The sequence below is a fragment of the Enterococcus sp. E5-162 genome (assembly GCF_035725965.1).
In the GTDB taxonomy this organism is placed as follows: Bacteria; Bacillota; Bacilli; order Lactobacillales; family Enterococcaceae; genus Enterococcus_B; species Enterococcus_B lactis.
Genome location: NZ_JAPRFV010000015.1, coordinates 14,198 through 26,183, shown reverse-complemented (window position 1 = coordinate 26,183; position 11,986 = coordinate 14,198). Strand labels below are relative to the sequence as shown.

Below are 11,986 nucleotides of genomic sequence, written 5' to 3'. Positions count from 1 at the left end.
AGTAACTACTAAAAGAAAAGAGGGCATAACATGTCAAACATCTACGATAGCGCAAATCAGATCGAACGTGAGATCCGTGAATTACCAGAATTCAAAGCGTTGAAAGAAGCGTACGAGAAAGTACAAGCAAACGAAGAAGCACACAAGCTATTCAAAGACTTCCAAGCGATGCAAATCGAATTACAAGAAAAACAAATGAGCGGACAAGAATTCAGCGACGAAGATGCAATGAAAGCACAAGAAATGGCTGTAAAAATTCAATCAGAAGAAGTAATCAATGATTTAATGCAAAAAGAACAAGGGTTCAGTACGATCATTAATGACTTGAACCGGATTATCATGACGCCAGTTCGCGACCTTTACAGCGAATAGAACTATTTTATGAAACAACAGAGGTTGTGAAAGAGCTGTTCAGCCTTGAGCGATGACAAAATTGCTTCTTATTGCCGATAGACTGTCGCTTGAACACCATTTACCAAGAGGTCGTGAGCCTACCGTTTAACTCTGAGTTACAAGGAACAATTTCAAAAAAAGCTTCTCATGTTTGATGACTATTGTGATTTGTGACCGAGGAGTTGGCAGGAGAACACCGTTTATTCAGAAAAAGGAGAGACGACAAAACTCTTGTCGTCTCTCCTTTTTTTGTCATTCATTTTTCAAACGGTAAAAATAGCCCTCTTGAGCTAACAGCTCTTCGTAAGTACCCATCTCAACGATTTTTCCTTCATCGATCACGACGATTTTATCTGCCTCTTTGATTGTTGAAAGCCGATGAGCCACAATAAAAGTAGTGGGTGTTTCTGTCAGGTAATTCAGGGCCTGCTGGATTTTTTTCTCTGACTGGTTATCTAAAGCTGAAGTTGCTTCATCTAGCAAAATGATTTTCGGCTGACGTATCAATGCTCGTGCAATAGAGATACGTTGTTTTTGGCCACCAGACAGCTTGTTGCCATGTTCGCCTACTAAGGTATCCAGACCATCAGGAAGCTGGTCAATCAGTGAAGAAAGTTGCGCAGCTTCGATGACTTCATCTAAACGTTCTTTTGATACGTTTTTCAAGCCATAAGTGATGTTCTCTTTGATCGAAGCGGAGAACAACAAAGTGGTTTGAGGAACAACGGCTAAATAATTACGCACACTTCGCATATCCAATTCATCCAAAGGCTGATCATCCAAGAAAATCCTCCCTGAAGACGGCTGGATAAATCCAATCAATAAGTTAAGGAGTGTAGATTTTCCAGAACCAGATGGCCCAACAAAAGCAATTGTTTCTCCAGCTTTCACCTCTAGAGAAAAATGATCGATAATCGGCTTGAGTGAGTCCGGGTAATGAAAAGAAACATCCTCAAAACGAAAATTTCCATCCAAATGTTGGATTTTTTTCTTACCGTGATAAGTTTCTACATCGCCAGCAATCAACAGTTCACCAATAGAAGTAATAGATTCCATGCCTTTTGAAATCGTAGGAATCAGTGTGATCATTCCAGAAACGGAATTGACGATCGTTGTGAAATATGTCTGATACATCACGACATCACCTGGTTGGATACGCCCTTGTAAAGCTAATATCCCAGTGAAAATCAAACAAATCAGCTGAAATATCTGAAAACTAGCCCAGCTGACTGATCCGAAAACAGATTGCAGGATATCTAAGTGGAATCCTTTTTCATAGATTTGGGTAAAATGCTTATTTAAGCGAGTGGTTTCGTGTTTTTCTAACCCATGAGCTCGAGCAATCGGTGCTAATTCGATCACTTCGATCACTTTTGCAGAAGTTTCTTCCATTTCTTGCCGGAAATCTGAATTGGACTGTCTGATCCTTTTCCGGAAAAAAAGAGTAACTAACGCGGCGAGAGGGACAGTCAATAAGAAAAACAAGAAAACGACAGGACTTCTATAAAGCGTGATACCTAAAGCCACGAATAAATTGACAGCAATGTTCAATCCGCTGACAAATACTTGAGAGGACAATGTTTGGATGGCTTCTACATCACGGATGATCTTTGATTGGATCCGGCCAGATTGCAATTCTTTTTGATAGGGAATAGAAAGTTCTTGGATTTTCTTGATAAGGGTCGCTCTTAGTCCAGCTTCTACTTGCCGGATCGAAGTGCTATGGTATTTTACATGAAAATAATTCGTCAATATATTTTGACCGATCAGACAAGTCATCAAAAAAGCGTTGAAATAAATCGCCTGCAATTGAGAGGAATCTTTTGATGAAGCTGCATTGATTACATTGGCAATAGCGATCGGCATTAACCAAGATGGAAGATGTTTGATAATAAAAAAGAGTCCTGACATAGCAAAGCGCCAATAATTCCCCTGATAAAGATGCAGCAATGTCTGAAAAGCATTTGCATGATATTTTTGATAACTTTTCTGTATTCGTTCCTCCATAATCTTCTCCTTAACAATCTTGGTAAATAAACTGCAAGTGTTCTATTGCTTCAGGAACATAAATCTCAGGAGTAGCTTCAAGAGTGGCGTACATTAGAGGACGCTCATATTTGATATAATGCAGTACCGGTCGGAAATCTAAACAGCCTTTGCCAACAGGAACCATGCGGATCTTTCCATTTTCCATGATGTAGTCTTTGAGATGAAGGGCTGTAATACAACCCTGTAAATTGTCCAAGGCACCTTGGATCACTTTCTCCTGATCAGTATGATTTTCTTTATGCATCAAATTCGCACAATCTAAAATAATTTTTAAATTTGGTGAAGCTACTTCATCGACTAAACGTTTGGCTAACTGATAGTTATAGATTGGATGATTGATCCCTGCTTCAACAGCAACAGTTACGCCAAAATTTTCTGCATGAGCGACTAATTCAATGACAGAATTTCTAGCGATCTGATAAGCTTCTTCAGTAAAATTTTCTTTTGTGTAACCGACAGAGACACTACCAGTTTCTGTAGCGATCATCTTGGCTTGATAGGCAGAGCACAGAGCAATTTGCTGTTTGAAAGTTGCTAATGCTTGTGCACGAACTTCTTGATTTTTGCTGGATAGGTTGATATAGCATCCTAAAATGGAAAGTTCGATATTGTTTTTTTGGAAGTATTCACCAAAATAGGCAGCACTTCCAAGTGTCATGGCATTTAATTTAAGTTGTTCAGGAAATGCTTTTTGCGGTGCAAATTGGATATGGGACAAGTGAAGCTGTGATACTTTTTGAACGATTTCTTCACGATTTCGAACCTCTAGATCATGGGCACGAATGCCTAAATTTAATGGAAACATTTCAAACTCCTTTTTGTAAATAATCAGCAAGAGGCAGACGGGATTCTTTTATCAATTCAGCAATTATTCGGGCAACTTTATCAGCGCCTTCTGGACTAAAGTGGGTATTATCCTTTAGTCCTTCTGGGTAATTTTCACAACTATTAGGCATAAGATGCAGATAGAATTTTTTTGTCTCTTCTTTTGAAAAGGTCTGGAAATATTCTTGTGATCGTGAGAAAACATCTAAAAGCGGAATATGATATTTCTCAGCAAATGCACGCATCGCTTTTGGATAGTCTCCAAGTATATCTGGATTCAATGTTCCATTTTCTAAGTAATCTCGTCGCGTCACAGATGTCAGCAAGACCATGTGGACATTCGCTTTTTTTGCGCATTCAAAAAATATCTGCAGATTTTTTAAATAGCTACCGAAGGGAAGCGTACCTCTTTCTTCTTGGATTTTCTGGTCGTTATGTCCAAATTGTACAAATAAGAAATCATTTGGCTGAAACTGTGAAGCTAAACGGGCTAACCTTCCTTCCTGGATAAATGTTTTAGTGCTGCGTCCATTCTTTGCTTGGTTATTAATCTGGATCTCAGGTGAAAAATAAGCAGATATTTTTTCTCCCCAACCTGTCTCGGGACGCTTGTTTTCATCTTTTTCTGCCGCAGTAGAATCACCGGCAATATGGATAGTAGGCATGTTATCTCTTCTTTCATAAAGGTTTATAGGCAATGAAGCAGAACAGCAAGAGAAGAAGACGGAGCAAATTTGGTCCGTCTTCTTCTCTAAAACGTGGATAAACGGATTCCGTTATTTCGCTATCCTGTTTTTGATTCGTTACTGTTACTATTAATCAATTAGGCAAAAAAGCCAAAGTAATTTTTAGCATTTGTATAACTAATCGCTTGAACGAGACTTCCTAAAAGTTGTTCATCCTCAGGTGCTTCCCCTCGCATGACCATTTCGCCTAAAAATTCACAAAGAACACGACGGAAATATTCATGTCTAGTGTAGGAAAGGAAACTTCTTGAATCTGTCAGCATGCCGACAAAATTCCCCAAAGCACTACCATCAGCAAACTGTGTCAATTGATCGCGCATACCAGCTCGAGTATCGTTGTACCACCATCCAGAACCTAACTGCAGTTTTCCATTCTGTTCTTTTTGGAAACAGCCCATCAAAGCTAAAATCGCAGGGTAGTCATTTGGATTCAGTGAATAGAGGATCGTCTTTGGCAACTGATTCGTTTCTTCTGCACGATTCAATAATTTTTGCAGAGGAATAGTCAAAGAAAGATCATTCATTCCATCATAACCGGTATCGGGTCCTAATTTTTCCAACATTTGTGTATTACAATTACGATAAGCATGAATATGCAGCTGCATTGTCCAATTATGAGAATGATAGAAGTGGGTCAAACGTATCAGTGTTTCTGTACGATAAGCATCGATTTCATCTGAAGATAATAGTTTGTTAGCTCGTGCTTTTTGAAAAATCTCTTCTAATACTGTTTCATCCGCTTCTTTATAGCGTAAGGTGTCTAAAGCGTGGTCGGAAACACGACATCCATGTTGATGGAAGTATTCTATCCGCTGCCCTAAAACTTCGATCAGTTCTTGATAGGTGGTAATCGTTTGGTCAGCTGCTTCTTCCAGTAGTGTAATCCATACATTAAATCCTTCTTTTTCAATATTGAGTGCTTTGTCTGGACGGAATGAAGGGAGAACTTTCAAATCTGGTTCTTCATGAGCAAGCAATTGATGATAGTGTAAGTCATCTGCTGGATCATCTGTCGTACAAATCACTTCTACATTCGATTTTTTCGCGATTTCCCGCCGACGGAAATCAGGAGATGCCAAAATTTCATTTGCTTGTGTCCAAATTTTCTCTGCGTTTTCTTCATTTATCAACAAGTCAATATCGAAGAAACGCTTCAATTCAAGATGTGACCAACTGTAAAGCGGATTGCCGATAATTTTTGGTACGGTTTGACACCAAGCTAAAAATTTTTCAAAATCAGAAGCATTTCCTGTGATTTTTTCTTCAGGCACGCCGCAAGCTCGCATCAAGCGCCATTTGTAATGATCGCCTCCTAACCAAGCTTCTGTCAGATTGCTGAAATTGTTGTTTTCGTAAATTTCTTTTGGATCTAAGTGACAGTGATAATCAATAATGGGCATATTTTTTGCGTAGGAATGATAAAGATTTTTCGCCCAATCGTCTTTTAATAAAAAATCATCAGATAAAAACATAAATCTTCCTTCTTTCTTTTTATACTGTTTTATGAAAATCAAAGTGTTACTCCGTTTTTAAAAATGGCAATTTCTCTAACGTCATTTTGTTCATTTTTCGTTTCTTCTCCACTAGCCACAGCGATGATTTTTTGAACAAATGATTCTAAGATCACTTCCATTGGTTGTTCTAATAAGACGCCTGCATTAAAGTCCATCCAATGACCTTTGCGTTCAAAAAGAGTCGTGTTCGTAGATACCTTGACCGTAGGGACATATGAGCCAAACGGAGTCCCTCTTCCTGTGGTAAACAAGACCAACTGGCAATCGGATGAAGCAAGAGCAGAGGCAGCTACAAGATCATTCCCGGGAGCTTGCAATAAACTAAGTCCTGGTTTTCTGATTTTTTCGCCATATTGCAGTACATCAACGACAGGAGAGCTTCCTGATTTTTGCGTGCAGCCTAAAGACTTATCTTCTAATGTAGTGATCCCACCTGCTTTATTACCAGGAGATGGGTTTTCGTAAACTGGTTCCCCGTAAGACAAGAAATACTGTTTGAAGTCATTGATCAAGTCAACGATTGAACCAAAAACTTTTTCATTTTCCGCTCGTGCCATCAATACTTGTTCTGCACCAAACATTTCTGGCACTTCTGTTAAGATCGTGCTACCTCCTTGAGCAATCAAGTAATCAGAAAATGCACCAAGCAAAGGATTGGCAGTTATTCCCGATAGACCATCAGAACCGCCGCATTTCAAACCGACATTCAACTTAGAGAGCGGGACTGGTATGCGCTGGTCGTTTTCGACCGCGGTTAAAAGTTCTTCTAATAGAGCTACGCCTTGTTCGATCTCATCATAGACATCTTGAGCCACTAGAAATTTCACTCGTTCTTCATCATATTCACCTAAAATTTTTTTGAATTCAGGAACGGTATTGTTCTCGCAACCTAATCCAAACACTAAAACTCCGCCAGCATTTGGATGGTTTACCGCGTCTGCTAAGATTTCTCGAGTATTTTGATGATCTTTTCCAAGCTGTGAACAGCCGTAGGGATGCTTTAAAATCGTAATATGATCAAACTGTCCCAGATCCGGATGTTTTTCTTTGAACTGTTTGACGATCAGTTCAGCAATTCCATTCACACACCCAACGGTAGGGACTAAGAACAAGTCATTACGAATCCCTACTTTTCCATTTTTTCGTAAGTAGCCTTGAAATGTTCGGTTCTCAAAAGGATAATGACTTGGATGGACATCTTTTTCATATCGATAATCCAATTCACCAGAAAGGTTGGTTTTTACATTATGAGTGTGCAGCCATTGACCGGCAGTTACATCTGTCGTCACGTGCCCGATTGGATAGCCATATTTGATCACGTTGTCTCCAGCTTTCAAATCACTCAATGCAATCTTGTGACCTTGCGGGATATCTTCAAGAGTGGTGATCGTTTGCTGATCAATCGTCAGTTGTGTTTGCTTTGGGATAGGTGTTAATGCGACAACAACACTGTCTCGTTGATTTAATTTCATTGTTGGTTGCAGGGTTTCAAGCATGGACCATCGTTCCTTTCATTTCTTGTAATACTGCTCGGACACCTTTTTGATCGATTTTTGTAGCCATTTCTTGAACAGTATCTGCCACATTCGGTAATTGAGACAAATCTTCTCCCCAAAGCGCAGCGTTTTGCAATAATCGAAGAATAGCTGTTTCATTATCAGACCAAGCATCAACAAATTCGCTTATCGTCTTTTCATCATCATGGGGCTTTACTTGATCGCCTCGATACATAAGAAGTAACGCAGCTAGTGAAACAGAGATTAGCGGTGGTACTTGATTTTTTTCTTCGATATACTTCTTGAAGACCGGAAGCAGACGGGTGCTGAATTTTGAAACACTATTTAATGAAATCGCTTCTAATTTGTGATGGGCAAAAGGATTCAAGAAACGTTCTTTGATTTGATCAGCATAAATGGCTAATTCATCTTTAGGTAAAGAAAGCATAGGAATCAATTCTAGATCGAATAGCTGATCAACATAAGCGGAGAATAAAGGATCTTTCATTACTTCTTCTACAGTTTCCAATTCCGCCAACAAAGCAAGAGGGACCATCGCTGTGTGCGGTCCATTAAGCAAATGTACCTTACGTTCACGATAAGGAGTCATATCATCTGTGATGATGACATTCAAGCCAGCCTGTTTGAATCGTAGTTGATTTTCCAACTCTTTAGGTCCTTCGATCACCCAAAGCATGAATGGTTCCGCTTTGACCATCAATTGATCTTCATAGTTATGTCGTTGATTGAAAACATCTGCATCCTCACGAGGATAACCTGGTACGATGCGATCAACTAAACTACAACAAAAAACATTTTCTTTTTCTAACCACTCAATAAAAGCAGGTTCTAAATCCCATTTTTCTGCATAGCGTAAAATAATTTCTTTTAGACGTTCACCGTTTCTGTCAATCAATTCACAAGGAATAATGGTAAAACCAGCTTTGTTTAATTCAAAACGTCGATATAAAAAGGCTGTCAGTTTGCTCGGGAAGCTCTGTGGTGGCGTATCTGTTCGTTCATCAGTCTCCACAAATTGGATTCCTGCCTCTGTTGTATTGGAGACGATATAGGCTAAGTCGTCATTTTCTGCTAGAGAAAGATAAGCATCCCATTCATGATAAGGATTGATCATCTGTTCTACTATGGTGATAATCTCGGAAGTATCAACGATTTCGCCATTGCTGAGTCCTTGTAAAATGACCGTATATAAATTGTCTTGCTGGTTCATCATATTCCCAAGACCTTGTTCTAAAGGCTGAATGATGGCGACATTTCCTTTAAACAATTGTTGGTTATTCAGTTGCTGAATCTGCCAATCAACAAATCCGCGCATAAAATTGCCTTCGCCGAATTGAAGAACTTTTACGGGAGCCTCGTTTTTTTTCACTAATTCTTTTGTCAGTTTATTCATAGATTACTTCCTTTCTGTGTTATGCACACGTTAACATTTTTATATAAAATTACTTGCAGTTTACAAGTAATTGATCGACTCACGAAGCATCAGTAAGGTGGAGAGCTCCATTTTAGATTGTTCGATCGGCCTGTCTTCAATCAAATCCAATAAAAGCTTTGTTCCTACTTGACACATTTCTTTCAACGGTTTGTGTACTGTAGTAAGCGGTGGATTAAGATAGGAGACGACTGGAGAATCATCGAACCCAATCAGAGAAATGTTCTGGGGAACACGAAGACCAGCTGAATGTACAGCTCTCAATGCACCAATCGCTATGTCGTCGTTGCCACAAAAAACCAGAGTAGGCAGGTCAGAAAGCGATAATAGGTACTCCATGTTTTGGAGGCCGCTTTCTAAGCTGTAGTCCCCTGTTAAAAAATAGGCTGGATTGGCAGGGATGCTTGCTTTTTTTAGACTGTCCAATACACCTTTTTCCCGTTCTTTTGTCGAACGAAAGTTTTTTTTCCCACCAATATAAGCGATCTTCGTATGTCCGCACCCAATACCGTAATCTACTGCCTGCATAACACCGGCCGCATCATCGGCAGTAACATTGATAACCGCTGGATCATTGATGTGACGATTGACAACTACGAAGGGAAACTCTTTTTCTTTTAGATAATCGATAAAAGGCTGATCTTCATCACTTTGACTCATAACGATTAGACCATCATAACGTTGCAAATTGATTTCTGTTAAATCAACAGCATCGATACTTTCGACAGATAAGCTGTAGTTTGTGTCCAACACTGAATGGATACCTGCAATGGAATCTGCTAGGAAATTTGATGAAGTTCCTTTATGCAAACTTGAGAAAAACAGTCCGATAAGATATTTTTTTTGATTTACTAAACCTTTTGCACTATAGTTCGGCAAATAATTCATTTCCTTAGCTAGTTGCCGTATTTTTTGTTTTGTTTCATTTTTGATTAAACTGCTGTTATTCAAAGCACGAGAAACTGTCGTATGAGAAACACCAGCTGCTTTAGCGATATCTTTGATCGTTACCATTCCATCATTTTCCTTACTTTTTCACTTTTTGTTAACGCATTCATCATATTACGATAACTACGATAAGTCAATAGATCTTTGGTATGAAAAGATTGCACACGTTAAAAATTACTTGGCTTTTTATTTTTAATTATGCTATTCTTAAAAACGGGGAATGCTCATTTAATTAGATGAGTATCAATTTTACAGAAAAATGAAAGCCTTTTACTTAAAGGGAAGAGAGGAAGAAAATGAAGAAAAGTACAGTGTTTTATAAAATATTTTTACCGATGTTTTTATTAGGAGCCGTACTTGTCATAGGATTTAGTTTATTTATTTATCAGAATACCTATGAGTCGATCGAATCGAGTTATTTAACAGATAAAAAGAACCTACTCAGGCAAGTCAAAACGAACGTTGAATGGAAAATCAGAACAATCGAATATTCGTTTTCTACGTATGGTTCGACCAAAAATTTCTCGGATATATTCAAGCATCCGCTGACATATACAAATTACTCCACTTATTCTGAAATCAGGAAAGAGCTAAACTTTATAGAAACAATTGTTATGGATGATAATAATTATGATTTACTCAGTTTAGCTGGTAAATGGGGAGTAATCAATGGATCGTTGACTCAACTGACTGAAGAGGAAGTTGAAAGGTATCAACAAAAGTACATAAATAACAAAGATAATTTATTTTGGCAAAAGAAAAATAAAGGAATCGAAATGGTGATTCCTTTACCAATGTTTGAAAAAGAAAAATATGCATTGGGAATTGCTACGATAGAGAAACATACAATAGAACAAGTTGTTGGGGAAAGTGGAGAAGATATACTTTCTATCGAAAACGAAGATGGAAAGCTTTTTTCTACACAGAAAGTAAAAGAAGAAGAGCAGCCAGAAGCATTAGCGGATGTGGATCTAGAGTACAACCAGTTGAAAGTGATAAGAGAAAATGGGACATCCTATATCGTACTGAAATCAGATTATAATAATTGGATTTACAGATTAGAAGTTGATTCTAGTGCAATTGGAGCAACGATTCGCAATCTGAGAATCGGGTTAGTTGCAGTGTCTTTGACGCTGGTAGGACTGATCGGTCTCCTTTCCTATTTATTTTCGGACAGATTTGCCCGTCCAATTTCTCAAATTCAGGAACGTTTGAATCTTAAATCAAAAGGATTCAGTGGGAAAGAACTAGATTTGGTCGCTCAATCAGTCAGTCGGATCATAGGAGAAAAAGAAGCGTTAAGTGCACACTTAGTTACCCAAAAGCCACAACTAGAAACGTTATTTGTACTTAGTTTATTTAGAAATCGAGTAGAAAGGCGAGAACTAGACCAGCGGTTGCAGCAATTTGGTTATAGTTCTCAAAATGACTGCTATTATACGGCCTTGGTTCAAATCGATCTGTTAGAAGATAGTCACGGTGGGGAGCGTGATTTGCTACTTTTAGCAATCAACAACATGATCACGGAAATTGTGCCAAAGGAAAATCGAATGCTGCCGATCGTTTTGAATGAAGAAATGCAAGCCACTATTTATCGAATGGATAAAGACGATGCAGAAGCAAGCAAAAAAGTCATGGAGTATTGCCGACTCATTCAAAAACGTGTAAAAGAATACTTGAAATTAACTGTGAGTATAGGTATCAGTAACCGATTCGAAACGCTGAATGAAAGCAAGCAATCGGTTGACCGAGCAAAAGAAGCCCTGTATTATCGTGTAAATACTGGTCCGAGTTCGATCATATTTTATCAGGAAATTGTTCCTGCTGCGCATGAAAAAACGCTTATTAGATATCCAGTAGAAGAACAGAATCGATTGTTTGAAGCTATTCGTTCCGGAAATCAGGAAGTAAGGAAGCTGGTACATGAATTAATTAATGCATTGTTCGCACAAAATAAAAATCCTCTGAGCCGAGAAGTAGTTTCGGTCCGTTTGATCAATGAGCTCGTTCAATTAGGGCAGTTATTGGGAGTAGATTCAAAAAATTTTGATAACATGAAACAAATCTATGTAAAAGCATTGAATAATTATCATCCTAAAGAGCTAGAAAAACTTGTTTTAGAACAATTAGTCTTGCCAATCACAGAATGTTCTCAAGCAATCACTGATCATGAATTTAAAAATCTTTCGGAGAATATCATGCACATCGTCTATACAGAATATGACCGTGATCTATCTCTAGATGTGATTGCTGATAGGTTGCATTATAACCCTAATTATTTAAGCAATGTATTTAAAAAGGAAACAGGAGAAAAATTTGGTGATTTCGTCCAAAATCATCGTCTAGAGGTAGCGAAAAAGTGGTTGAAAGAAACAAATCTCTCTGTAAAAGATATTGCAGAAAGACTGCAATATCGAAATCCGCAAAATTTTATTCGTTTCTTCAAAAAGAAAGAATCGATCACTCCGGGAGAATATCGAAAAAAATATTTGTGAATCAAGAGGCTGTTTTTCTTGTGATCTGATTCAAGCAATAAAAGAGGACAGCGAAAAACAGCATTTC

Annotated in this window: 9 protein-coding genes; 2 read left to right on the top strand and 7 right to left on the bottom strand. The window is 38.3% G+C overall.

Features of this window, described 5'->3' with window-relative positions; translation table 11 throughout:
- The first annotated feature begins 30 nt into the window (after window positions 1–30).
- Entirely contained in the window at window positions 31–372 is a 342-nt protein-coding gene (locus tag OZZ83_RS12890; RefSeq protein WP_002285994.1) for a YlbF family regulator, read from the top strand.
- A gap of 273 nt (window positions 373–645) precedes the next feature.
- Here OZZ83_RS12890 and OZZ83_RS12885 read toward each other — a convergent pair whose 3' ends face one another.
- From OZZ83_RS12885 to OZZ83_RS12855, 7 genes are all read right to left on the bottom strand, one after another.
- On the bottom strand, window positions 646–2,400 hold the full coding sequence (locus OZZ83_RS12885; RefSeq protein ID WP_002345670.1) for an ABC transporter ATP-binding protein: 1,755 nt from the start codon (window positions 2,398–2,400) through the stop codon (window positions 646–648).
- Between the two features lie 10 nt (window positions 2,401–2,410).
- The gene (locus tag OZZ83_RS12880) at window positions 2,411–3,247 is read right to left on the bottom strand and encodes a sugar phosphate isomerase/epimerase family protein (protein WP_002314466.1); all 837 of its coding nucleotides are present in this window, start codon (window positions 3,245–3,247) and stop codon (window positions 2,411–2,413) included.
- Window position 3,248: 1 nt separating this feature from the next.
- Window positions 3,249–3,932 (bottom strand): rhamnogalacturonan acetylesterase, encoded by a 684-nt coding sequence (locus OZZ83_RS12875; protein WP_002335436.1) that lies wholly within the window; start codon window positions 3,930–3,932, stop codon window positions 3,249–3,251.
- 158 nt (window positions 3,933–4,090) lie between these two features.
- Window positions 4,091–5,485, bottom strand: a complete 1,395-nt coding sequence (gene uxaC / locus OZZ83_RS12870) for a glucuronate isomerase (protein WP_002310847.1) — start codon at window positions 5,483–5,485, stop codon at window positions 4,091–4,093.
- Between the two features lie 38 nt (window positions 5,486–5,523).
- Window positions 5,524–7,023: a UxaA family hydrolase gene (locus OZZ83_RS12865; protein ID WP_002310848.1), complete on the bottom strand. Its 1,500-nt coding sequence runs from the start codon at window positions 7,021–7,023 to the stop codon at window positions 5,524–5,526.
- Window positions 7,016–8,437 carry a tagaturonate reductase gene (locus OZZ83_RS12860; protein WP_002335434.1) on the bottom strand — a complete coding sequence of 474 codons (1,422 nt, stop codon included), beginning with the start codon at window positions 8,435–8,437 and terminating at the stop codon, window positions 7,016–7,018. Before OZZ83_RS12860 ends, OZZ83_RS12865 begins: the two co-directional genes overlap by 8 nt.
- A gap of 60 nt (window positions 8,438–8,497) precedes the next feature.
- Window positions 8,498–9,490 (bottom strand): LacI family DNA-binding transcriptional regulator, encoded by a 993-nt coding sequence (locus OZZ83_RS12855; RefSeq protein ID WP_002310850.1) that lies wholly within the window; start codon window positions 9,488–9,490, stop codon window positions 8,498–8,500.
- A 230-nt stretch (window positions 9,491–9,720) separates the two neighbouring features.
- On the opposite strand from OZZ83_RS12855, the gene OZZ83_RS12850 reads away from it, so the two are divergent.
- A complete protein-coding gene (locus tag OZZ83_RS12850) occupies window positions 9,721–11,919 on the top strand; it encodes a helix-turn-helix domain-containing protein (RefSeq protein ID WP_002314471.1) in 2,199 nt (732 codons plus the stop codon).
- Window positions 11,920–11,986: the final 67 nt, after the last annotated feature.

What these genes read in the sequence shown, in the direction of transcription:
- OZZ83_RS12875 (WP_002335436.1), bottom strand. Translation starts at nt 3,932, where the DNA reads ATGCCTACTATCCATATTGCCGGTGATTCTACTGCGGCAGAAAAAGAT.
- OZZ83_RS12860 (WP_002335434.1), bottom strand. Translation starts at nt 8,437, where the DNA reads ATGAATAAACTGACAAAAGAATTAGTGAAAAAAAACGAGGCTCCCGTA.
- OZZ83_RS12850 (WP_002314471.1), top strand. Translation starts at nt 9,721, where the DNA reads ATGAAGAAAAGTACAGTGTTTTATAAAATATTTTTACCGATGTTTTTA.
- OZZ83_RS12865 (WP_002310848.1), bottom strand. Translation starts at nt 7,023, where the DNA reads ATGCTTGAAACCCTGCAACCAACAATGAAATTAAATCAACGAGACAGT.
- OZZ83_RS12890 (WP_002285994.1), top strand. Translation starts at nt 31, where the DNA reads ATGTCAAACATCTACGATAGCGCAAATCAGATCGAACGTGAGATCCGT.
- OZZ83_RS12855 (WP_002310850.1), bottom strand. Translation starts at nt 9,490, where the DNA reads ATGGTAACGATCAAAGATATCGCTAAAGCAGCTGGTGTTTCTCATACG.
- OZZ83_RS12885 (WP_002345670.1), bottom strand. Translation starts at nt 2,400, where the DNA reads ATGGAGGAACGAATACAGAAAAGTTATCAAAAATATCATGCAAATGCT.
- OZZ83_RS12880 (WP_002314466.1), bottom strand. Translation starts at nt 3,247, where the DNA reads ATGTTTCCATTAAATTTAGGCATTCGTGCCCATGATCTAGAGGTTCGA.
- uxaC (WP_002310847.1), bottom strand. Translation starts at nt 5,485, where the DNA reads ATGTTTTTATCTGATGATTTTTTATTAAAAGACGATTGGGCGAAAAAT.